The sequence below is a fragment of the Halomonas heilongjiangensis genome (genome assembly GCF_002879645.1).
In the GTDB taxonomy this organism is placed as follows: domain Bacteria; phylum Pseudomonadota; class Gammaproteobacteria; order Pseudomonadales; family Halomonadaceae; genus Halomonas; species Halomonas heilongjiangensis.
The window spans coordinates 1-23166 of the sequence record NZ_PNRE01000083.1 but is presented as its reverse complement, the minus strand read 5'-3'; the positions used below and the strand labels follow the sequence as shown (position 1 = coordinate 23166).

General features: G+C 67.5%; 19 protein-coding genes. 13 read left to right on the top strand and 6 right to left on the bottom strand.

What is annotated here, in order from left to right; genetic code table 11:
• The 4 genes from odhB to sucD form a co-directional block, all read left to right on the top strand.
• On the top strand, positions 1-1425 hold a 1425-nt coding region (gene odhB / locus C1H66_RS17960; RefSeq protein WP_102629251.1), incomplete at its 5' end, for a 2-oxoglutarate dehydrogenase complex dihydrolipoyllysine-residue succinyltransferase.
• 53 nt (positions 1426-1478) lie between these two features.
• A complete protein-coding gene (lpdA, locus tag C1H66_RS17955) occupies positions 1479-2918 on the top strand; it encodes a dihydrolipoyl dehydrogenase (protein ID WP_102629250.1) in 1440 nt (479 codons plus the stop codon).
• A 137-nt stretch (positions 2919-3055) separates the two neighbouring features.
• Positions 3056-4222 (top strand): ADP-forming succinate--CoA ligase subunit beta, encoded by a 1167-nt coding sequence (gene sucC / locus C1H66_RS17950; RefSeq protein ID WP_102629249.1) that lies wholly within the window; start codon positions 3056-3058, stop codon positions 4220-4222.
• Complete coding sequence (gene sucD, locus C1H66_RS17945) at positions 4222-5094, top strand: succinate--CoA ligase subunit alpha (RefSeq protein ID WP_102629248.1); 873 nt, start codon at positions 4222-4224, stop codon at positions 5092-5094. Before sucC ends, sucD begins: the two co-directional genes overlap by 1 nt.
• 93 nt (positions 5095-5187) lie before the next feature.
• Here sucD and C1H66_RS17940 read toward each other — a convergent pair whose 3' ends face one another.
• Complete coding sequence (locus C1H66_RS17940) at positions 5188-7065, bottom strand: cellulose binding domain-containing protein (protein WP_102629247.1); 1878 nt, start codon at positions 7063-7065, stop codon at positions 5188-5190.
• 412 nt (positions 7066-7477) lie between these two features.
• Here C1H66_RS17940 and C1H66_RS17935 point away from each other — a divergent pair, with 412 nt between their 5' ends.
• From C1H66_RS17935 to C1H66_RS17915, 5 genes are all read left to right on the top strand, one after another.
• Positions 7478-9190, top strand: a complete 1713-nt coding sequence (locus C1H66_RS17935; protein WP_102629246.1) for a type I secretion system permease/ATPase — start codon at positions 7478-7480, stop codon at positions 9188-9190.
• On the top strand, positions 9190-10521 hold the full coding sequence (locus C1H66_RS17930; protein ID WP_102629245.1) for an HlyD family type I secretion periplasmic adaptor subunit: 1332 nt from the start codon (positions 9190-9192) through the stop codon (positions 10519-10521). Before C1H66_RS17935 ends, C1H66_RS17930 begins: the two co-directional genes overlap by 1 nt.
• Before the next feature lie 98 nt (positions 10522-10619).
• A complete protein-coding gene (locus tag C1H66_RS17925; protein WP_102629244.1) occupies positions 10620-11501 on the top strand; it encodes an urea carboxylase-associated family protein in 882 nt (293 codons plus the stop codon).
• Positions 11502-11736: 235 nt separating this feature from the next.
• Positions 11737-12153 carry a CopG family transcriptional regulator gene (locus C1H66_RS17920; protein ID WP_102629243.1) on the top strand — a complete coding sequence of 139 codons (417 nt, stop codon included), beginning with the start codon at positions 11737-11739 and terminating at the stop codon, positions 12151-12153.
• 410 nt (positions 12154-12563) lie between these two features.
• On the top strand, positions 12564-13511 hold the full coding sequence (locus tag C1H66_RS17915; protein ID WP_240618385.1) for an extracellular catalytic domain type 1 short-chain-length polyhydroxyalkanoate depolymerase: 948 nt from the start codon (positions 12564-12566) through the stop codon (positions 13509-13511).
• Between the two features lie 114 nt (positions 13512-13625).
• On the opposite strand, the gene siaD is transcribed toward C1H66_RS17915, so the two are convergent.
• The 5 genes from siaD to C1H66_RS17890 form a co-directional block, all read right to left on the bottom strand.
• Complete coding sequence (gene siaD / locus C1H66_RS17910; protein WP_102629241.1) at positions 13626-14426, bottom strand: biofilm regulation diguanylate cyclase SiaD; 801 nt, start codon at positions 14424-14426, stop codon at positions 13626-13628.
• Positions 14423-14812 (bottom strand): biofilm regulation phosphoprotein SiaC, encoded by a 390-nt coding sequence (siaC, locus tag C1H66_RS17905; protein WP_102629240.1) that lies wholly within the window; start codon positions 14810-14812, stop codon positions 14423-14425. Before siaC ends, siaD begins: the two co-directional genes overlap by 4 nt.
• 17 nt (positions 14813-14829) lie before the next feature.
• The gene (gene siaB, locus C1H66_RS17900) at positions 14830-15363 is read right to left on the bottom strand and encodes a biofilm regulation protein kinase SiaB (protein ID WP_102629239.1); all 534 of its coding nucleotides are present in this window, start codon (positions 15361-15363) and stop codon (positions 14830-14832) included.
• Between the two features lie 8 nt (positions 15364-15371).
• Complete coding sequence (gene siaA, locus C1H66_RS17895) at positions 15372-17459, bottom strand: biofilm regulation protein phosphatase SiaA (RefSeq protein WP_102629238.1); 2088 nt, start codon at positions 17457-17459, stop codon at positions 15372-15374.
• A 194-nt stretch (positions 17460-17653) separates the two neighbouring features.
• Positions 17654-19594 carry an exoribonuclease II gene (locus C1H66_RS17890; protein WP_102629237.1) on the bottom strand — a complete coding sequence of 647 codons (1941 nt, stop codon included), beginning with the start codon at positions 19592-19594 and terminating at the stop codon, positions 17654-17656.
• 294 nt (positions 19595-19888) lie between these two features.
• Between C1H66_RS17890 and C1H66_RS17885 the strand changes: the two genes are divergently transcribed.
• The 4 genes from C1H66_RS17885 to C1H66_RS17870 all read left to right on the top strand — a co-directional run.
• A complete protein-coding gene (locus C1H66_RS17885; protein ID WP_102629236.1) occupies positions 19889-20623 on the top strand; it encodes a GntR family transcriptional regulator in 735 nt (244 codons plus the stop codon).
• A gap of 12 nt (positions 20624-20635) precedes the next feature.
• Positions 20636-21748 (top strand): N-acetylglucosamine-6-phosphate deacetylase, encoded by a 1113-nt coding sequence (gene nagA / locus C1H66_RS17880; protein WP_102629235.1) that lies wholly within the window; start codon positions 20636-20638, stop codon positions 21746-21748.
• On the top strand, positions 21739-22758 hold the full coding sequence (locus C1H66_RS17875; RefSeq protein ID WP_102629234.1) for an SIS domain-containing protein: 1020 nt from the start codon (positions 21739-21741) through the stop codon (positions 22756-22758). The genes nagA and C1H66_RS17875 overlap by 10 nt, the downstream gene beginning before the upstream one ends.
• A 43-nt stretch (positions 22759-22801) precedes the next feature.
• Positions 22802-23166, top strand: a 365-nt coding sequence (locus C1H66_RS17870; RefSeq protein ID WP_146010744.1) for a PTS sugar transporter subunit IIA, incomplete at its 3' end; no start/stop codon positions are given.

Below are 23166 nucleotides of genomic sequence, written 5' to 3'. Positions count from 1 at the left end.
ATCGAGACCGACAAGGTGGTGCTCGAGGTGGTGGCGCCGGAAGCCGGCACCCTCTCCGAGGTGCTGGCCGAGGAGGGCGACACCGTGGCGTCCGAGCAGGTACTGGGGCGCATCGGCAAAGGCGCGGCCAAGGGCGGCGAGCAAGCGGTCGAGCAGAAGGTCAATGCCAAGGCCGAGCAGAAGAGCGACGTCAAGCCCGCCGGCGGCGGCAAGCAGCACGAGGTGAAGGCGCCGACCTTCCCCGAGTCGATCCAGGAGGGCACCGTGGCCACCTGGCACAAGCAGGTCGGCGAGGCGGTCAAGCGAGACGAGGTGCTGGCCGATATCGAGACCGACAAGGTGGTGCTCGAGGTGGTGGCGCCGGCCGATGGCTCGCTCGCCGAGATCAAGGCGGAAGAGGGCAGCCAGGTCGAGTCCGAGGCGCTGCTGGCGCTCTTCACCGAGGGCGCGGGGGGCGCCGCCACGGCGGCCGACGAACCCCCGGCGGCTTCCGCCGACGACGGTGCCGGCGACGAGAAGGTCGGCGACAAGATCCTCGCCCCGGCCGCCCGCAAGCTGGTCGCCGAGCACGACCTCGACGTGAGCCGGATCGAGGGCACCGGCAAGGGTGGCCGGATCCTCAAGGAGGACGTCCAGAAGGCCGTGAAGGAGGGCTCCGCGAAGAAGGCCGCCAAGCCGGCCAGCGCGCCGAAGCAGGCCGCCGCTGCGCCGGCCGTCGAGGGCGAGCGTCCCGAGAAGCGCGTGCCGATGAGTCGCCTGCGCCAGACCATCGCCAAGCGTCTGGTCCAGGCCCAGCAGACCGCCGCCATGCTCACCACCTACAACGAGGTGGACATGGGCGCGGTGATGGATCTGCGGGCCCAGTACAAGGACACCTTCCTCAAGGCCCACGACACCAAGCTCGGCTTCATGGGCTTCTTCGTCAAGGCGGCAAGCGAAGCCCTCAAGCGCTTCCCCGACGTCAACGCCTCCATCGACGGCACCGATATCGTCTATCACGGCTATCAGGACATCGGCGTGGCGGTGTCCACCGACCGCGGCCTGGTGGTGCCGGTGCTGCGTGATACCGACAGCATGAAGATCGCCGATGTCGAGAAGGGCATCGTCGACTTCGGCAAGCGCGCCCGTGACGGCAAGCTCGGCATCGACGAGATGCAGGGCGGCACCTTCACCATCACCAACGGCGGCATCTTCGGCTCGCTGATGTCCACGCCGATCCTCAACCCGCCGCAGACCGCCATCCTGGGCATGCACAAGATCCAGGAGCGCCCCATGGCGGTGAACGGCAAGGTCGAGATCCGCCCGATGATGTACCTGGCGCTGTCCTACGATCACCGCATGATCGACGGCAAGGACGCGGTGCAGTTCCTGGTGACCCTCAAGGAACTGCTCGAGGATCCCGCACGCCTGCTGCTGGACGTCTAGGCGCCGCCCGATTCAACGGACTCAAACGCGAACCGATCAACAGGAAGAACCACATGGCCGATAAATTTGATGTGATCGTCATCGGTGCGGGCCCCGGGGGCTACGTGGCCGCCATCCGTGCCGCCCAGCTGGGGCTGAAGACCGCCTGTGTCGAGAAGTGGGTCAACAAGGCAGGCAAGACCGTCCACGGCGGCACCTGCCTGAACGTGGGCTGCATTCCCTCCAAGGCCTTGCTCGAGACCTCCCACAAGTTCGTCGAAGCGCGCGACCACTTCGCCGAGATCGGCATCGATCTGGAAGCACCCAAGGCCAACGTGGCCAAGATGCTGGAGTTCAAGAACTCCGTCATCGCCAAGAACGTCGGCGGCATCAGCGCCCTGTTCAAGGCCAACGGTGTCACGGCGCTGGACGGCACCGGCAAGGTGGTCTCCAGCACTCAGGTGGAGGTGACCGGCCACGATGGCAAGACGGCCACCTATGAGGCCGACAACATCGTCATCGCCGCCGGCTCGGTACCGGTGGAGATTCCGCCGACCCCGCTGACCGAGGGCTTGATCGTCGACTCCTCCGGTGCGCTGGAGTTCGAGGAAGTGCCCGAGCGCCTGGGCGTGATCGGCGCCGGTGTCATCGGCCTGGAGCTGGGCAGCGTCTGGAGCCGCCTGGGCAGCAAGGTGACCGTGCTCGAGGCCATGGACTCCTTCCTGCCGATGGTCGATACCGCCATCGCCAAGGAGACCCAGAAGCTGCTCAAGAAGCAGGGCCTGGACATCCAGCTCGGCGCCCGTGTCACCGGCTCCGAGGTCAAGGGCAAGGAAGTCGTCGTCAAGTACACCGACGCCAAGGGTGAGCAGGAGCTGACCGTCGACAAGCTGATCGTCTGCGTCGGCCGTCGCCCCTATACCCAGGGCGTGGTGGGCGAGGGCGTGGGGGTCAAGCTCGACGAGCGCGGCTTCATCTTCGTCGACGACCAGTGCCGCACCAATGTGCCGAGCGTCTACGCCATCGGCGACTGCGTGCGCGGCCCGATGCTGGCCCACAAGGCCTCCGAAGAGGGCGTGATGGTCGCCGACATCATCGCCGGCCACAAGGCCGAGATGAACTATGATGCTATTCCCAGCGTGATCTACACCTCGCCGGAAGTGGCCTGGGTCGGCATGAACGAGCAGGAAGCCAAGGCCAAGGGCATCGAGGTCAAGACCGGTTCCTTCCCGTTCTCGGCCAACGGCCGGGCACTCGCCAACAATGCACCCGAGGGCATGGCCAAGATCATCGCCGATGCCGAGACCGATCGCATCCTGGGCATGCATATCGTCAGCCAGCACGCCGGTGAGTTGATCGCCCAGGGCGTGATCGCCATGGAGTTCGGCTCCAGTGCCGAGGACCTGGCGCTGACCTGCTACGCCCACCCGAGCACCTCGGAGGCGATCCACGAGGCGGCCCTGGCGGTGGACGGTCACGCCATCCACATGGCGAATCGCAAGAAGCGCAAGTAGGACAAGAAGCGCTGCCTGCGGGCAGCGCGTCCCTTCCGGCCATGTACCGGAAGGGGTCGGTGGTAGCCTGAGCGCCGCGCCACGCGAGTGCAGGCGAGGTTACCGTTCGAGTCACATGCAACCAATGGCATGAATCGATGAACCTTCACGAGTATCAGGGCAAACAGCTGTTTGCCGACTATGGTCTGCCGGTGTCCAAGGGCTTCGCCGTCGACACCCCCGAAGAAGCCGCCGACGCCTGCAAGAAGATCGGTGGCGACATGTGGGTCGTCAAGGCCCAGGTCCATGCCGGAGGCCGCGGCAAGGCCGGTGGCGTCAAGCTGATCAAGAGCCCGGAGGAGGCCAAGGCCTTCGCCGAGCAGTGGCTGGGCAAGAACCTGGTGACCTACCAGACCGACGAGAACGGTCAGCCGGTCGCCAAGATCCTGGTCGAGAACTGCACCGACATCGCCTCCGAGCTCTACCTGGGCGCCGTGGTCGATCGCACCACTCGTCGCGTGGTCTTCATGGCCTCCACCGAGGGCGGCGTCGAGATCGAGAAGGTCGCCGAGGAGACCCCCGAGAAGATCCTCAAGGCCGAGATCGACCCGCTGGTCGGCGCCCAGCCCTACCAGGCGCGTGAGCTGGCCTTCGCCCTGGGCCTCTCCGGCGACCAGGTGAAGCAGTTCACCAAGATCTTCCTGGGCCTCTCCAAGCTGTTCCATGACAAGGACCTGGCGCTGCTCGAGATCAACCCGCTGGTGATCACCGACGAAGGCAACCTCCACTGCCTCGACGCCAAGATCAACCTGGACAGCAACGCCCTCTATCGTCATCCGGACCTGCAGGCGATGCGTGATCCGTCCCAGGAAGACGAGCGTGAAGCCGAGGCGGCCGCCTGGGAGCTGAACTACGTGGCCCTCGACGGCAACATCGGCTGCATGGTCAACGGTGCCGGTCTGGCCATGGGCACCATGGACATCGTCAACCTCAACGGCGGCAAGCCGGCCAACTTCCTCGATGTCGGCGGCGGTGCGACCAAGGAACGGGTGGCCGAGGCGTTCAAGCTCATCCTCTCCGACGACAACGTCAAGGCCGTGCTGGTCAACATCTTCGGCGGCATCGTGCGCTGCGACATGATCGCCGAGGGCATCATCGGTGCCGTCGAGCAGGTCGGCGTCAACGTGCCGGTCGTGGTGCGCCTGGAAGGTAACAACGCCGAGCTGGGTGCCGAGAAGCTGGCCTCCAGCGGTCTGAACATCATCGCTGCTACCAGCCTGACCGATGCGGCTCAGCAGGTCGTCAAGGCAGCGGAGGGCAAGTAATGAGTATCCTGATCGACAAGAACACCAAGGTCATCTGCCAGGGCTTCACCGGTGGCCAGGGGACCTTCCACTCCGAGCAGGCGATCGCCTACGGCACCCAGATGGTCGGCGGCGTGACCCCGGGCAAGGGCGGCCAGATGCACCTGGGCCTGCCGGTGTTCAACACCGTCAAGGAAGCCGTGAAGGAGACCGGAGCCGAGGCCAGCGTGATCTACGTGCCGGCCCCGTTCTGCAAGGACTCCATCCTCGAGGCCGCCAACGCCGGGATCAAGCTGATCGTCTGCATCACCGAGGGCATCCCGACGCTGGACATGCTCGACGCCAAGGTGAAGTGCGACGAGCTGGGCGTGCGCTTGATCGGCCCGAACTGCCCCGGCGTGATCACCCCGGGCGAGTGCAAGATCGGCATCATGCCGGGGCACATCCACCAGCCGGGCCGGGTCGGCATCGTCTCGCGTTCCGGCACCCTGACCTATGAAGCGGTCAAGCAGACCACCGACCACGGCTTCGGCCAGTCCACCTGCGTGGGCATCGGCGGCGATCCGATTCCGGGCTCCAACTTCATCGACATCCTCGAGATGTTCGAGAAGGATCCGGCCACCGAGGCGATCGTGATGATCGGCGAGATCGGCGGCACCGCCGAGGAAGAGGCGGCGGCCTACATCAAGGCCAACGTCTCCAAGCCGGTGGTCTCCTACATCGCCGGCGTCACCGCCCCTCCGGGCAAGCGCATGGGCCACGCCGGGGCGATCATCTCCGGCGGCAAGGGCACCGCCGACGAGAAGTTCGCCGCCCTCGAGGACGCCGGTGTGAAGACCGTGCGTTCGCTGGCCGAGATCGGCGATGCGCTGAAGGAAGTCACCGGCTGGTAAGCCGCGCTTTCGACAGCCGGGCAGTACGAAAGGGGCACCCTCGGGTGCCCCTTTCGTTCGTCTGCCGGTGGCGTGTGTCCGGCCGCCGGCGCCTCAGCCGACCATGTCATCGGCCGAGGCGTCGCCGAGGCCCAGCAACTGCACCTGGAGATCACTGCCGCCGGCCACGGCCGTCATGTCGTCGGGCAGCGACGAGTCGTCACCGTCGGCCTTGTAGGCGAAGCGCCAGGCCTCGCCGGGCTCGAGAACCCGCGGGGCGTCGTCGGTGACGCGGTAGCCAAGGTCGTTCCGGGTGAGCTCGCCGTTCCACAGGGTGTCGATATCGGCGGTCAGGTCGAAGCGCACCTCGGGGTCGATGATGTCGCTGTCCGAGGCGTTCTCGATGAAGATCTCGGCGACATGGCCCGTCGACCAGGTGCTGGTGGTGTTGCCGGTGACGACCAGCTCGGTGGTCTCGTCGATCAGTCCCGGCAGCACGCCGTTGCCGTCGAGGATCTCCTCGGGCGAGGGCGTCGCGAGCGGCTCACCCTCGAAGGCGTTGCCCGAGGCGAGATGCAGGGTGGTGCCATCGCCGAAGACCGCGTACTGCATGTCGACCAGGGTATCGACGCTGCCCTTGCCCTCGATGACGACGTGGTCGTCGGCGAAGGCGATGTCGTACTGGTCGTAGCCCTGGGTATAGCGGGCGGTGTCGGTGCCCTTGCCGCCCTCGAGCCGGTCCTCGCCGTCATGCCAGTCGTCGCCGGGCCCGCCCTGCAGGAGATCGTTGCCGTCGCCGCCGACCAGGGTGTCGTGGCCCAGGCCGCCATCGAGGAAGACGCCGTCGTCCGAGCCCTGGAGGTCGTCGTCGCGACGCGAGCCGATGACATAGTCGAAGGCCACGTCATTGGCCTCGGCATCGGTGATGGCACCGAAACTCTCGCCGCCGGCATTGACCCACAGCGAGGGCGACATCAGGTCGGCATCGGGGTCACGGATGGACTGCTCGACCCGCACGCTGTTGTCATGGTCCAGGCCACCATGGAAGTTGATGTCGCGGTCGGTGAAGGCAACTTCGATATCGTTGCCCACCGACGACCGCCAGGAGTCGAACAGCAGGCCATGGCGCATGCCGCTGTCCTCGAGCCCGCTGAAGGTGCCGTCGTAGCTCTCCCGCAACTCATAGGCATAGCCGTTGCCGCCACTGCCCTTGTTGAAGGCGCCGTGCGCCTGCAGGTCGGTGGCCTCGATATCGAGCGACCTGGCGAAATGGAAGGCCTTGGAGGGGCCGTCGAGGACCTGGATATCGGCCAACCCGGCATCGACCGTACCGTCGAGGGCGACGGCCTGGTAGCCCGTCAGCTCCTCCCGGGTATTCTCGAAGGCGGCGTTGTCGGGCGTGCCCAGCTCGAAGTCGATGCTGAAGCCGCTCAGAGTGACGCCATCGGCCGTGTCGAGGCGCTCGACCCGTGTCTTGCCGCCCTCGAAATCGAAGTGCAGACCGCGGTCGAGGGTGATGTCGTTGCCGTCGACGGCTTCCACCCGGGCCATGCTGGTGCGCAACTCGGCATGCTGCACCTGGCGCCAGGAGGTATCGCCGATCTCGTCGAAGAGGGCGTCGTCGTTGTTCTGCCAGACCCGAATGCTGTCGCCGGGGGCCAGATCGTGATCTCGGTCGAGGGTCACCTGGTGCGTACCTTCGCGGTGGTCCAGTGATAGCTGGCCGATGGGTTCTCTCTCGCTGCCATCCACCCGGAGACCGTAGTCGTCGTTGCGTGCCAGTGCCGTGTCGCTGAAGGTGAGGGTGGTCTGGCCGGAGCCCGCGCCGGTCAGGGTGACATCGGAGCGCGTAATGGTGATGGCATCATCCAGCAGGTACCGCCCGGCCGCGAGTTCGAGGGTGGCGCCGGGAGGGGCGCCGTCGATCAATTCCTCGAGTTCCCTGGCGGTAGTGTCGGTGCCAACACGGATAACATCGTTCTGCTCGCTCATGCAGTCTCTCCGGAAAATCAACGGTCACGACAGCGGGACATCGTCACCGAAGACGCGGCGATGTCCGGGTGTCGGTCAGGGCGAAAGGGAGATGCTAAAGGTCGAAAAGCGCGGCGTACAGCGGGGGATTGGATCGCTTTCGACGGTGGCAATGGGCCATGTTACCGACCCGAAATGTCGGGCGAGGGCGCTATTCATTCACACGGCTTTGATTCTCCTGTCGTTTTATAACGTCGCTAGGACGGGCCATGATGGCTCATGGAAAAATGCTCAACATGGCGATTACAAAAGTTCCATAAAAGTAATCATTATGTATCGTCTCGGCTGGTACTCTGGCGCCTCGTGAGGCGGGCATGACGGGGTCTGGCTCGTTGTGATCGCGTCCTTCCGCCTACGATTTCAAGGGTGTGCCATGGCGTCAAGCAGCGAACCATCCGATTTGCCGAAGGCACTGAAGGGGTGTCGTGCCACGCTTATCTCGGTGGCCGGGTTCAGCCTATTCATCAACCTGCTGATGCTGAGCCCGGCCCTCTACATGCTCCAGGTCTATGACCGGGTCATTCCCACGCGCAGCGCTGAGACCCTGCTCATGCTGACGCTGGTCGTGCTGTTGCTGTTCGCGGTGCTGGGCGGGCTGGAGATGGTGCGTTCTCGTATCATGGTCCGTCTCGGCAACCGTCTCGATGCCCGACTCGGGCACAGCCTCTATCGCGCCATATTTCGACGCAATATTCTTGCCGCGGGGCAGCAGACGGCCCGGCCACTCGATGATCTCGCCACGCTGCGTCAGTTTCTCGCCGGAGGCGGGCTTTTCGCCTTCTTCGATGCCGCCTGGGTGCCGGTCTACCTGGCCGTGATGTTCCTGTTCCATGTCTGGTTCGGGGTCTTTGCCAGCGTCGCCGGTGTCGCGCTGCTGGGTCTGGCGATCGCCAATGAGAAGGCCACCGGAAGGCTGCTGGCCGAGGCCGAGAACGAGCAGGTCAAGGCGCGTGAACTGGCCGACAGCAACCTGCGCAATGCCGAGGTGCTGCATGCCATGGGCATGTTGCCGGGGATCATGCAGCGCTGGTCGGCCAGGCATCTCGGCTATCTGCTCAAGCAGTCCCGGGCGAGCGATCGTGCCGGGGTGCTCGCCAACCTGACCAGGACCCTGCGCCTGCTCAGCCAGTCGCTGGTGCTGGGACTGGGCGCGCTGCTGGTGCTGGAGGGCCGCATGACGCCGGGCATGATGATCGCCGGTTCCCTGCTCCTGGGGCGCGCCCTGGCGCCGATCGACCAGATGATCGGCAGCTGGAAGGGCTTCGTCGGGGCGCGCGACGCCTACCGGCGCCTCGATCGCCTGTTCACCGACGCCCCGGCCGAGCCGCGGCGGATGTCGCTGCCGGCGCCACGCGGCGCCATCGCCATCGAGGGGGTGTCGGCCGGGCCGCCGGGGGCCTCGTTGCCGGTGCTGCGGGGGATCGACCTCAGGATCGAGCGGGGCGAGCAGGTGGGCATCATCGGGCCCAGTGCCTCGGGCAAGTCGACCCTGGCCCGGGTGCTGCTGGGCGTCTGGCCGGCCCAGGTGGGAACGGTGCGACTCGATGGCGCGGACATCGCGCGCTGGAACCGTGACGACCTGGGCCCCTTCCTGGGCTACCTGCCCCAGGACATCGAGTTGTTCGACGGCACCATCAGTGACAACATCGCCCGCTTCGGCAGCGTCGACGCCGACCGGGTGGTCGAGGCGGCCAGGCGGGCCGGGGTCCATGACATGATCCTGCGGCTGCCCGAGGGCTATGACACCCGGCTCGCCGCCGGCGGCCAGGCGCTCTCCGGCGGGCAGCGCCAGCGCATCGGCCTGGCACGGGCCCTCTATGGCGATCCCGTGGTCGTGGTGCTCGACGAGCCCAACTCGAACCTGGATGACGGCGGCGAGCGAGCCCTGGGCGAGACGCTGACCCGCCTGCGGGAGGAGGGGGTGACCGTGCTGGTCATCAGCCACCGAACCGGCGTGCTCAAGCGGGTCGACAAGTTGCTGGTGCTCAGGGAGGGCCGCATCGGCCTGTTCGGGGCGCGAGACCGCGTGCTGGCCCGGCTGGCGCGGCCGGTAGCTGGGCGTGCACACTCGGAGGTGCAGGCCTGATGGTCGATCGGCTGCGACTCACCGACGGCGAGGCCGCGATGCGTCCGCCGGTGGATGACCGGGCATGCCGTCGGCTCGGGATCGCCCTGGTGCTGCTCTGTTTCGGTGGCTTCGGTGGCTGGGCATTGGCGGCCAGCCTGGCGGTGGCGGTGGTGGCCCCGGGCAAGGTGTCGGTGGTCTCCTTCAAGAAGACGATCCAGCACTACGAGGGCGGCATCGTCGGCGATATCCGTGTCGAGGACGGCGACCATGTCGAGACCGGCGATGTCCTGCTGGTGCTCGACGATACCCAGGCGCTCTCCCGACTGAAGATCGCCCAGTCACAGTACCTGGTCGAGCGCGCCAGCGAGGCCCGGCTGCTGGCCGAGTTGTCCGGTCGCGAGCGACTGGCGTTTCCCGACGAACTGCGTGACAGCGACTCGCCTCGGGTCGCCGACGTCATCGCCGTTCAGCGGGGACTGTTCATCGCCCGCCGCCAGGCATTGCAGGGGGCGCTCGATGCCATCGACCAGCAGGTGCGGCAGCTGCACGAGCAGCGCGATGGCCTCGGGGCCCTGGTGGAGATCAATCGTCAACGGGTCGCCTCGTTGAACAAGGAGGTCGAGGATCACCGCTCGCTGTACGAACAAGGGCAGGGCGACAACCAGCGGGTACGCGAGCTGGAGCGGGAGGTGCTGGAGGCCCGCGGCGAGATCGCCGAACAGCGGTCCAGGATGGCGCAGGTCCAGGCGCAGATCAGCGAGAGCGAGCTGCAGAAACAGACGCGGGTCCAGGAGTTCCATCAGGAGATCGGCGAGCGGCTGCGCCAGGCCCAGGCCGGCATCGCCGATGCCGAGGAGCGCATCACGGCCCTCGGCGACCAGGTCCGACGCACCACGGTGACGGCGCCGGTGGCGGGCACCGTGGTCGGGCTGCAGACCCGGACCCGCGGTGCGGTGATCGGCCCGGGAGACACGGTGATGGAGATCGTTCCCAGCGGCGAGGGCTTCATGGTCGAGGCCCGCATCGCGGACCATGACATCAACAGCGTCTACCCGGGCCAGCAGGCGGAGATCCGCTTCACGGCCTTCGACCAGCAACGCAGCGACAGCGTCGAGGGCGAGGTGGTCCACGTCTCGGCCGACAGCTTCGAGGACGAGACGAACGGCACGAGCTACTACCAGGCGCGTATCAGGGTCGACGAATCGGGAGGGCCGACGGTGCCCGAGGGGCGGCGGCTGCTCGCCGGCATGCCGGCCGAGGTCATGATCCGGACCGGGGAACGCACCTTCGCCAGTTATCTGGCCAAGCCGATCACCGACATGCTGGCGCGCGCCCTGCAGGGGGAGTGAGACCGACTGGGCGTTGATCGTGGGGTCGTCCGGCGCCGGGTGGATCCGCTATGCTCAGGCACGGCTGCCATCGAACATTGACTCCCCCAGGAGGCCCCATGGCCAAGGTACCCGCCGCCTATCAGGCGACACGTGGCTCGGTGCTGGATATCGACCGCGATTTCTATGCCGGGCTCACCGACCCCGCCGCCCGCACCCGCGTCGAGTCGCTGGTGGTGCCGATCCGTGACGGGCGGGCCTGGAAGGTCCCGGCCGGGCACGTGCTGCGCCTCTCGACCCTGGAGGGGCCCCAGGTGGGCGACGTCAACCTCTGGCACCTGCACAATCCCCGCGAGCGCTTCTGGGCCTCGCGCACCCGCCAGTTGCAGCGGGCCCATGTCTCGACCTTCGATCGCCTGTGGTCGACGCTGCCCTACCTGCGCCCCATGGCGACGATCATCGACGATACCCTGGCCGGTTATGGCATCGATGGGAGCGGTGTCGATGAGGAGGGTGGGCGGGTCCACGACCTGCTGGGGACCCGCTGCGACCCCTACGTCAATCGCCTGCTGACCGGCGAGGACTTCGACCACCATTGCCACTCCAACCTGGTGCGGGCGGTCTTGCCGCATGGCCTCACCGAGTTCGACGTCCACGACGTGCTCAACGTCTTCCAGTGCACCGGACTCAACGACGACGACCAGTACTTCATGAAGGCATGCCCGGCGCGGGAGGGCGACTACCTCGAGTTGTTCGCCGAGATCGACCTGCTGTGTGCGCTGTCCTGCTGTCCCGGTGGCGACCTCTCGGTGGACCTGTGGGGGCCGAAGGCGCAGGATCCGCTGGCCACCTGTCACCCCATCGGCGTCGAGGTGTTCCGCCTCGATGCGCGGTTGCTCGAGGGCTGGCGGCCGCCGGTACCTTCCCCCTATGCCGGTTGGCATGGCCTGCGCGGCCCGGTAATCGACTGGGCGGAGGAGAAACGTCAGCGCGGCTTCTGATCCATCCCTGCTGCCGCACCGTGGTCGATGGCCCGCTATCAGGCGGGTCATTTTTTTGCGTGCTCGTTGACTATTCACCCGACAGGCCTACTATACCATCCATATGGATGGTATATGGATGGTATATGGATGGTATATGGATGGTATATGGATGGTATATGGATGGTATATGGATCCCTTCGGGATGGTTGGAGTTTGCCGAAGATTCTATTTTCAGGGCAACGAGGCATAACACATGAGCGTGCATGAACTGCGCCGCAAGACCGGCGACTCCAGCGAGAAGATCACCATCAACCTGGGGGTGGTCGACCTGGGGCAGATCGACCTGCTGGTCCAGGAAGGGTTCTATTCCAATCGCACCGATCTGATCCGCACGGCCATCCGTAACCAGCTGTCGACCCATGCCGAGGTGGTCAAGGAGACCGTGACTCGCAAGGCCTTCGTGCTGGGGCTCGAGCATTACAGCCGCACGGAGCTGGAAGCGCTGCAGTCGGCGGGAGAGACGTTACAGATTCAGGTCCTGGGCATGGCCAGCATTGCCGACGACGTATCACCGGAGCTGGCCCGCGCCACCATCGAGTCGGTGGTCGTCCTGGGCGCCCTGCATGCCAGCAAGGCGGTCAAGGCGGCCCTGGCGGATCGAATCCACTGAATCACTGAACAGGGACATTGACGATGATCGACGCGCGGCGAATGGAAGAAGCGACGCGGCTCACCCGCGCCGGGAAGCTGCATGAGGCCATGGCCATCCTCCAGGGCGCGTTGCCTGGCGGGAAGAGCGGGACGAGAGGCGAGGAAAGGCCGGGTACCTCCGACTCTGCGCGTAACACCTTCGAGGGGAACACCTTCGAGGGGAGCTGGCAGGTCGTTGACGAGGAGGTGTCGGCGTCAAGGCCAACGTCTGCCGAGTCGGGTTCGCAACGGACAGGTGCATCGTCAGCGGGAGGGGCGCCATCCTCGGCGTTTGGCCATACCCGACAGGCGGCCTCTGGGACAATACCGAGCGGTGATATCGGACTGCTTTCTGCCTGGCGCGACAAGTGGCGACAGTGGCGTGAATCCATGGCCCAGCCCGAGCAGGTACGGGGCACCAACGAGGCAGCACAGCCCGGCGCGTTCACCGCGGGTTGCTTTACCAACCAGGCCGGCTCGCGCGATTACAAGCTGTATCTACCCAGCGGCTATCACGGTCAGGCACTACCGCTGGTGGTCATGCTGCATGGCTGCACGCAGAACCCCGATGACTTCGCTGCCGGGACCAACATGAACCGGCTGGCCGAAGAGCAACGGTTTTGCGTGCTCTATCCGGCCCAGCCGGTGACCGCCAACAGGTCCAAGTGCTGGAACTGGTTCAAGGCCGAAGACCAGCAGCGCGAGGGAGGTGAGCCGGCGATCCTTGCCGGCATGACCCGCCAGGTGATCGATACGTACGGGCTCGATGCGAGCCGGGTCTATGTCGCAGGACTATCGGCCGGTGGCGCCATGGCAACGACACTGGCGATGACCTATCCGGACCTCTATGCGGCGGTGGGCGTGCACTCCGGTCTGCCTCACGGCGTGGCCCGGAGTCTCCCCGATGCATTGGGGGCGATGCAGGGTGGCACAGGCCCCATGGCCAACGCCTCATCGGCACGAGTGTCTGCATCGGTGTCGCGGGTGCCCGCCATCGTCTTCCACGGTGATCGCGACACCACGGTGCATCCCAGCAATGCGGATCGCGTTGCCGCTCAGTACGCCGCCTCGCGTGCGGCTGGCGAGTCGGCAAACGGTCGTCAGGACAGTGCCGGGAAGACGGTGGAGCGGGGGCAGGTCCCCAATGGCTACGCCTATACGCAAACCAGCCATCAGGATGCGGATGGGCGGTCGTGTCTCGAGCAGTGGGTGATCCACGGTGCCGGCCATGCCTGGTCGGGTGGCGATGCACGCGGCTCCTACACGGATCCCAAGGGACCCGATGCGGCCAAGGAGATGCTGCGTTTCTTCCAGTCGCATGCCAAGGCCAGTCCTTGATGCCGCGCTCGGCCATGCGGGTGGCCATGGACTCTCGGGGGCCGGCCATCGACTGGACGGCGGAGAAGGCGCGGCGCTTCGGGCGGTAGGGCGAGGGGGCCACGGCGGCCCTCGTCATCCCCGGGTGGGGGTGATGCAGCAGCGGTTGCGACCGCTCTGCTTGGCCTGCAGCAGTGCCTGGTCGGCCCGCTGGAGCGTGTCGTCGAGCGGATCCTCGCCCGCTCGGTGCTCGCTCAGTCCGGCACTGGCGGTGATCGATAGCGTGGTATCGCCGACCTCGATCGAGACGGCGGCCAGGCGTCGGAGGAGGCGAGTCAGGATGGTCCGGGCCTCCTCTAGCCGGGTCTCGGCCAGCAGCAGCAGAAATTCTTCGCCTCCCCAGCGGGCGCAGAGGTCATACTCCCGCAGTTCTCCCTGCATGACCCGCGCGATGGCCACCAGGACCCGATCGCCGATTTCATGGCCATGACGGTCGTTGATGCGCTTGAAGTGATCGATATCGAGAATGGCCAGGGTATAGGGGGCAGCGTGTCGCGTGGCACGCTGCGCTTCCTGTTTCAGGTGCTCATTGACCATGCGCCGGTTGGGCAGGCCGGTCAGCGAGTCGTGGGTCGAGTCGCGCGCCAGGGCGAGATTGTGCTCGCGCATGAGCTGCTGGTAACCGTCCGAGATGCGCGACAGTTTTTCCTGGCGTCTGCGGATCTTGTCATAACCTTGCCGGGCGGATTGCTGGTTCTCGACGGCGAGACGCTGGTAACCGTCGGAGATGCTGACCAGGCGCTCGAGGCGCGCCTTCTCCTCGAGGTGGTGGTGGTAAAGCGCTTCGAGTGCCTGGTGCAGTGGGTGCCGGGCATGGGCCGGGTCGGCGAGCAGCGACTCGACCCGGGACAGCAGCGCCGCGTCCTCCCGGGTCATGCCTCGCTCCGTGCCGGGGTGATCGCGAACGGAAAGGTGCAGTCCTCGCGGAACTCCTCGGCCAGCTCGGCGATGCGTTCGTTTCGCGGGTCGTAGCGCCAGGTTACGCCGATCTCGCGGCCGGCGAGGTGCGCCTCCTCGAGGTGGTCGAAGATATCCATCATGGCCTTGACCGAGCTGGTGTTGAGATAGACGAGTGCCAGATCCAGCCGGAGCGGCCGCGACTCGCGGTCGAGGAAACGCTCGACCCAGCCGATCACCTGATCGAAGAGTTCGTAGGAGTTCTCGGGGTAGGAGTCGCCCTGCATGGCGAGACGGCCCGACTGCCAGTCGCCGAGAATGGTCGGCGTGGATTGGCTGCCGGGAATGTTCAGGTCGGTGGTCATGGGCTTACTCGGCAGGATCAGATGATGGCTGTAAGGCTAAGGAATCCGCGCCCGTCGGGCAACGGCTCGAGTGACGCCTCCATGGGCTCGCTCGACTTGCGTGCGATATCGAGCAGTCCCAGGCCGGCGCCGGTGCGTGACGCCGCGTCACGCGGCTGGCGGAGCTGCTGCTTGTAGGCCTGCTTCAACGCCTGCTTGTCGAGGCCGCGCAGCGTCTCGATGGTCGCGATCACGCGCTCGCCATCCTCCCGCTCGACGAGGTTGCCGGCCGAGACGACATAGTGTCCCCGCTCGTTTCTGGCGACCGCGACCGTGGCCGAGGCGCCTTCCTCGTCGTAACCCTGGCGCAGCGCATAGTGGCGGATGTTCTGGGTCATCTCGATATAGGCGGCGAAGACGTCCATGGCGGCGGAGGGGGCCGCGTCCTGGGAGTGCAGGTAGTTGCGCAGGGCATTGCCGATCTCCTCGATCAGGCTGCGCGATATGGGGCCGTTGAAACACAGCATGATGCGCTGTCGCAGGTAGCTTTCGCGCATGCCTAACAGGTCCATGACACCTCCTATTGCGGTCGTCCCGTCCCGGCGGGGGAATCGGTGGGTGGTTCCCGGTGGCTGTCGTGCTCCCGGTTGCGCTGTCTGACGTCGGTGTCCCGGGTGAAACGGAATCCCAGCAGGGTGATGTCATCGCGCTGCGGCAGGCTGCCCTGGTAGGCGCGCAGCTCGGTCTCGAAGGCGGCCATCTGCTCGTCGATGGGGCGCCGGGCCTGGGCCTTGAGCATCGCCTCGAAACGGCGGGTGCCGAACCCGAAGCCGTCATCGCCTCCCGCCTGGTCGAGGAAGCCGTCGGTACACAGCGAGTAGGTCCAGCCCAGGTGCAGCGGTGCGCTCTGGTTCTGATAGGTGACGGGGCGCCGGTGCCCCAGGGCCTGTCTGTGGCCCGGCAGTCGTTCCAGGGTGGCGCCATCCGTGGCATAGAGGCCGATCTTGGCGCCGGAGAAGGTCAGCCGCTGTTCCCGCAGGTCCACCCAGACCAGGCCGATATCCATGTTGGTGGCGATCGAGGCGGGCAACTGGTCGGGGCGCAGCGTGTCACGGCTCTGGCGGTCGGTTTCGATCAGGAGGGCGGCGGGGTCCTCGGGGCCGACCTGCAGGATGGCGTGGTCGATGATGGCACGGGCCAGCATGGTCATCAGCGAGCCCGGCACGCCATGGCCGGCACAGTCGACGACCCCCATCAGGTAGCCGCGGTCGGTGGCCCGGAAGACGTAGAAATCGCCGCCGACCGTATCCCGGGGCTTCCACAGCACGCCGTGGGCATGCTCGAGGTGGAGCTCGAGCTGGCGGTCGGGGAGGATGGCCCGCTGGATGATGCTGGCGTATTGCAGCGAGTCGCCGATCTGCTGGTGCGCCGCCGCCATCTCGGCATTCGCCTGCTCCAGGGCCCGGGTGCGTTCGCGCACCTTGCCCTCGAGCTCCTGGGTATGGCGCTCGACCTGGTCCGCCATGCGGGAAAAGGCCTGGGACAGTTCGCCGATCTCGTCGTTGCGGGACGTCGGAAGCCGCGAGTCGTAGTGCCCGTCGGCGATGGCCTGGGCCGAGAGCTTGAGGCGATTCAGCGGGGCGAGGATCAGCCGATCGATGGCGTAGGCGAAGGCCACCAGGAGGATGCCCAAAACCAGGGTCAAGGCGATGAACAGCGACCACAGCCAGCGCCGTTCGAGGATCGGGGCGACGCCGAGGTCGAGGGCGGTGATCAGGTGCCAGTCGACCTCGGGAATATAGCCGACCGAGAGCAGGCGCTCACGGCCCTCGAGGGTCGCCCATAGCGTCTCGACACGCTCGGGAGACCGTCGCGAGGCCTGCATGGCGTCGGTGAGGCGCTGCCGCTGCTCGGCCTCGCCGAGCAGGGCGTGGATGGTCTGCCCCTCGTCGATGACGCCGTCGCCGGCCCCGGAGCTGAAGGCGATGTGCTCCTGGGAGGGGTGGGCCTGCAGGGCCCCCTGGCGGTCGACGATCATCGGGGTCAGCCCCGGGGCTTCATCGCGGACGAAGGCATCGAGAAAGTCGCTGAGGTCGAGCCCGGTACCGGCGAGGCCGAGCGGGCCCTGGCCGTTGCGCACCACGATGTTGAACCAGACCTTGGTGACGCCGAGCTTGCGGTCGATATTGACGTTGAGGTTGTAGGGCTCGTCGCTGGCGATGGTGCCGAAGTACCAGGCATCGTCCGGGTCCTCGGCGTCGAGCCGATAGCGGGGCTGGCGCTGGTCGGGCTGGTCGGCGTCGCTGAAATAGTAATCGCCGCCGGCGTCGGTGATGACGAAGTAGGAGCGGTCGGCGAAGGCGTGGCGAAAGCCTTCGGCCTCCTCGAAGAAACGAGCCCGCTTGTCGGGGTCCGCTTCGTCCTCGAGCCACTGGCGCGTCACGACGGAGTCGGCGAGGCGTCGTGACAGGGCGAGTTCCCGCGATACCGGCGCCAGGATCTTCTGCATGTGCAACAGGGTGTAGTTTTCGGCGTAGGCGTTGGCGAAATGACGGCGAATGTCGTCGATCGCCTGCCAGCCGATCAGGGCGGCGGGGATCAGTGACAGTAGGCAGGCCAATAGCAAGGTCGCGGCCGACTTGCCTCTCAGCCCCCAGCGTGCGGCCATGGTGACGGTTCCCCAGGAATCCCGATGCAGCGTCGGGGTTATCATTGTCATACCGCGGGACTAGTCGCGGGCTGATGCTTTCGTATCATTAGAGTGGCATAAAGGGGGCGCCATGGCGAGGTGGTCGCGACCAACGAAAACGCCCCGGCCACTCGGGTGGCCGGGGCGCATTTTCGCCATGCGGTCGAGACGCCTCAGACCGCGGGGCGGCCGACCAGCGAGCGGGTCTCCTCGCGGGCCTCGGTCAGCGCCACGCGGAGGTGGTCGCCGAGCTTGAAGCGCTCCTCGCCCTCGATCTGGATGCGGCCCTCCTTGTCGTCGATCACCACCTTGTCGCGGTCGCTGTGCATCAGCGGGGCCGGGACGAAGGCGGTGGCGCCGTTGGCGGTCAGCCGCACGCGCATGCCGCCGCGGTTGATGGCGATGATCTCGGCGTCGAAGGTCTCCTGGGCCTCGGCGGCGGGGGTCAGGTAGCGCACATAGAGCCAGTCCTTGACGTCGCGCTCGGCCATGCGATTGAGCCGGCGGCGCTCGGTGAGCTGCTCGGTGAGCTCGAGGCTGGCCTCGGCCGGCGCCTGCTCGCCCTTGAGCACGCGCTTGATCAGCCGATGATTGACCATGTCGCCGTACTTGCGGATCGGCGAGGTCCAGGTCGCGTAGGCGGCCAGGCCCAGGCCGAAGTGGGGGCCGGGGAGGGCGGACATGCTGGTGAAGCCCTGGAAGCGACGCAGGCGGGCGTCGAGCCAGGCATCCTCGCGCCCCTCGAGCTTGCGCTTGAGCTCCCGGTAGCGGGGCAGCTCGGTGAGCGCCTCGGGCTCCACCTGGATCTGCTGGGCGGCGAGGAACTCGTGGGCCGCTTCGGCCTTCTCGGGCTCGAAGGCGCGATGCACGTTGAAGATGCCGTGACCCACATGCTCGGCCAGCAGGTGCGCGCAGCAGGCGTTGGCGGCGATCATCGACTCCTCGATCATGCGGTTGGCGATGCGCCGCTCCTCGGTACGGATGTCCAGCACGTTGCCGGCCTCGTCGAGGTCGAAGACGTAGTCGGGGCGGTCCTTGAACACCAGGGCGTGCTCGGCGCGCCAGGCGCTGCGCGCCTCGGTCATGGCCGCGAGGGCCTTGAGCTGCTCGCCGATCTCGTCTGCTGGCGCCCAGTCGCCCTGGCCCTCGAGCCAGTCGGAGACCCGGTCATAGGCCAGCTTGGCCTGCGAACGGGCGGTGGCGGCGAAGAAGCGGTAGTCGCCGAGGCTGCCGTCGGCCCCGATCTCCAGGGTACAGGCCAGCACCGGGCGCTCCTGGCCCTCCCACAGCGAGCAGAGGTCGTCGGCCAGCTGCTCGGGGAGCATGGTGACGTTCTGGCCCGGCAGGTAGACGGTGAAGGCGCGGGTGCGCGCCTCCAGGTCCGCCGCATGGCCCTCCTCGACGTAGGCGGTGGGGTCGGCGATGGCCACCGTCAGGCGCCAGCCGCCGTTCTCGCCGGTCTCGATGCGCAGGGCATCGTCCATGTCGCGGGTCTTCTCGCCGTCGATGGTGAAGAAGGGCTCGGCGGTCAGGTCCTCGCGCGCGAGGCCCTCGTCGCGCAGCGGCCAGTCGTCGCCGGCGTCCGGGCACTCCTGCTCCAGGGCGTGGCGGGCCAGGGTCACGCGCCACGGCACGGCCGGGTCGTCGGCCTTGGCCACCAGCTCGTCGATCTGGGTGAAGAAGGCACGGTCGTCGGGCTTGAGCGGATGGCGCACCAGGCGAGCCACCACCCAGTCACCGTCGCCGACGCTCTCCTCGTCGAGGCTGCGCTTGATGCGCGCCTTGAGCACGTTCTTGATCGAGGGGTGGTCGGGCACCACGGCGAGGCGTCCCTCGCGCTTTTGGACCCGGGCGATGAAGCGTTGCAACCCGATCTCCAGCAGGGCGGTCGGCTCCACGGACTTCTTGTCGCCCTCCTCGTGGACGACGGCCTCGACGCGATCGCCGTGCAGCACCAGCTTCATGGCGGGCGGCGGCACGAACCAGGATTCGCCGTCGTCGGTCTCGAGGAAGCCGAAGCCCCTGTCGGTGGCCTTGATCACGCCCTCGACACGGGGCGTGTTGTCACGGATCTGTTGCTTGAGCTGAGCAAGCACCGAGTTGTTCTGCAGCATGGATCACGATCGGGTGGCGGGAGTAAGGGAGCCACTATACGGATTCGCACCCGCGGCGCCAAACACTGCCGCCGGCCCCACGACGAATCAGCCGGTTGCGCGGTCCTGGCCAGGATGTCCGGGCCCCGGTCCCTGGTGCCGATACCGGGCGTCATCCCGTGGCCATGGCATGCGGCCGGTCGATCGACCGGCAACGACCCGGTGGCCTGCGACCATGGTCGTAGCCATGTGGTATTTAATTGGTATTCATGTGGGTCTATAGTGGTCTTATATTGGTAAGGCCAGGAGAGATCCATGGATGTTCGTTTTCAGCAGTTGCGGCTCGACCCCCAGGGGGCGACGCCGCTCTACCAGCAGTTGGCCAGCCAGTTGGAGCGCGCCATCGAGGCCGGCGCCTGGGAGGCCGGCGAGGCGTTGCCCTCGGAACGCAACCTGGCCGAGTCGCTGGCGGTCTCGCGGATCACCGCTCGCAAGGCACTGGACCGCCTGGCGGAGCTGGGCTTGATCCGCCGCAGCCACGGCTCCGGGACCTTCATCACGCCGCGGCTCAACCAGTCCCTGACCCGGCTGGTGAGCTTCACCGAGATGCTGACCCAGCGCGGCTTCACCCCGCGCTCCCACTGGCTCTCCCGCCGCCTCTCGTCGCCCAGTGCCGAGGAGGGCATGCGCCTGGGGCTGGGCGCCGATGCCAGGGTGGCGCGGCTCAGGCGGCTGCGCCTGGCCGACGACGTGGTCATGGCGGTGGAAGAGAGCTGCCTGCCGACCGCCGTCCTGCCCGACCCGATGGCGGTGGAGACTTCCCTCTATGCGGTGCTGGAGGCGGCGGGCAAGCCGGTGGCCCGGGCCCTGCAGCACGTCACCGCGATCAACGCCGATGCCGAGCTCGCCGGCCTCGCCGAGGTGCCCGAGGGCCAGGCGCTGCTCAAGGTGACCCGGCTGGGCTATCTGGGCGATGGCACCCCGGCGGAGCTCACCGTCACCTACTGCCGCACCGACTACTACGACTTCATGGTCGAGCTGACCCGCTGAGGAGGAACGACCATGCTCCATGGCAATGTCCTGACCCCCGAAGGCTGGCGCCTGGGCGAACTCCACTGGCAGGCGGGGCGCATCACTCGCCTCGGCGGCGAGCCGGTGGACCCGGCGACCAACGACCATCCGCGGATCCTGCCCGGCTTCATCGACCTGCACGTGCACGGCGGCGGCGGCGCCGACGCCATGGAGGGCGGCGCGGCCCTGGCGACCCTGGCCCGCACCCATGCGCGCTTCGGTACCACCAGCCTGCTGGCCACCACCATGACCGCGCCGGACGCCGAGATCCGCCGGGTGCTGGGCGAGATCGCCGCCTATATGGCCGACCCCGATCCCCGGGCCGCGGGGGTGCTGGGCGTGCATCTGGAGGGGCCCTACATCAACCCCGGCAAGCTCGGCGCCCAGCCGGCCCACGCCCGCAACGGGATGATCGAGGAGGTGGACGACCTCTGCGCGCTGGCGCCGATCCGCCTGGTGACCCTGGCTCCGGAGCTCTCCGGCCACTTCGCGCTGATTCGCCACCTGACTGCCCGGGGGATCCGGGTGCAACTCGGTCACACCCTGGGCAGCTACGAGGAGGGGGTGGCGGCGCTGGAGCACGGCGCCTGCGGCTTCACCCACCTGTTCAATGCCATGACCGGGCTGCACCACCGCAAGCCGGGCATGGTGGGGGCGGCCCTGGCCCACGCCGACTACGCCGAGCTGATCCCTGACCTGCTGCACGTGCATCCCGGCGCCATTCGCGCCGCGCTGCGCTGCATTCCCCGTCTCTATGCGGTCACCGACTCCACCGCCGCCGCCGGCATGCCGGACGGCGACTACCGGCTGGGCGAGCAGACCGTGACCAAGTGCCTGGGCGGCGTGCGCCTGTCCGACGGCACCCTGGCCGGCAGCACCCTGACCATGGACCAGGCGCTACGCAACCTGGTCGGCCTGGGGCTGAGCCTGGCCGAGGCCTCCGACCGCCTGTCGCGCTTTCCGGCCGACTTCCTCGGACTCCCCGAGCGGGGACGCCTGGCCGAGGGCGCCCCCGCCGACCTGGTGGTCCTCGATCCCCGACTCAACCTGCAAGCGGTCTTCGTCGAGGGCCGTGCCATCGAAGGAGAGCCCCCATGTCCCTGATGCTCGAGGAAGCCCGCAATGCCCCGGAGCGCATCCGCGGCCAGCTGCAGCGCAACGCCGTCATGCTTGCCGAGCTCGGCGAGCAACTGCGCCTGGCGCCGCCGGCGGCGGCGGTGACCGTGGCTCGCGGCAGTTCCGACCACGCCGCCAGCTACTTTGCCTACCTCTGCATGAAGCACCGCGGCATCCCGGTGGCTTCGCTGCCGCCGTCGCTGACCACCCTGGCCGAGGCCCCCTGGCGGCTCACCGGTCAGCTGGCGGTGGCGGTCTCCCAGTCGGGCCAGAGCCCGGACCTGGTGGCCACCCAGCGCGCCCTGGCCGCGGCCGGTGCCCGCAGCCTGGCGCTGGTCAACACCCCGCAGTCGCCGCTCGGCGCGGCCAGCGACCGGGAGGTGCCGCTCTACGCCGGCGAGGAGCGCAGCGTCGCCGCCACCAAGAGTTACCTGGCCACCCTCTCCGCGATGGCCCAGTTACTGGGTCACTGGAACGAGGATCACGACCTGCTCGCCGCCCTGGACGCCCTGCCGGCCCGGCTCGCCCAGGCCGCCGAGCGCGACTGGTCGCCGGCCATCGAGGCGCTGGCCGGCGCCGACAGGATGATGGTGATCGGCCGGGGCGCCGGCCTGGCGGTGGCCCAGGAGGCGGCGCTCAAGTTCAAGGAGACCTGTGCCATCCAGGCCGAGCCCTTCAGCGGCGCCGAAGTGCGCCACGGCCCCATGGCGCTGATCGGCCCGGACTACCCGGTGCTGGTGTTCGCCCCACCTGGGCCGGAGCAGGCCGGGCTGCTGGAGCTGGCCGAGTGGCTAGAGGGCGTCGGCGCCCGGGTGCTGCTGGCCGCCGACGACGGCGTGGCCCGGCGCCACTTGCCGCTGGTGGACGCCGGCCACGAGGCGCTGCAGCCGCTCGCGGCGATCCAGAGCTTCTACGTGATGGTGGCCGGCCTGGCGGCGGCCCGGGGCAGCGACCCGGACCACCCCCGCCACCTCAACAAGGTGACCCGCACCCTCTGAGTCACGCCGCCATCCGGCGATAACAACAACTCGGGAGTTTCCCATGACGACTGCTACACGCCTGACCCTGCAGGCCCCCATCGATGGGGTGGTGATCCCCCTCGCCGAGGTACCCGACCCGGTCTTCGCCGAGGGCACCCTGGGCGAGGGCATCGCCCTGGACCCCCTGGGCGAGTGCCTGTATGCCCCCTGTGACGGCGAAGTGGTGCAGTGCGCCCGCACCGGCCACGCCGTGACCCTCAGAAGCAATGCCGGCCCGGAGCTGCTGCTCCACCTGGGCCTGGATACCGTCAACCTGGGCGGGGAGGGCATCGAGCTGCTGGTGGCGGTGGGCGACCGGCTGCGTGCCGGCGACCCGCTGTGTCGCTTCGATGCCGACCGCCTGGCCCGGGGCGCGAGCGCCCTGAT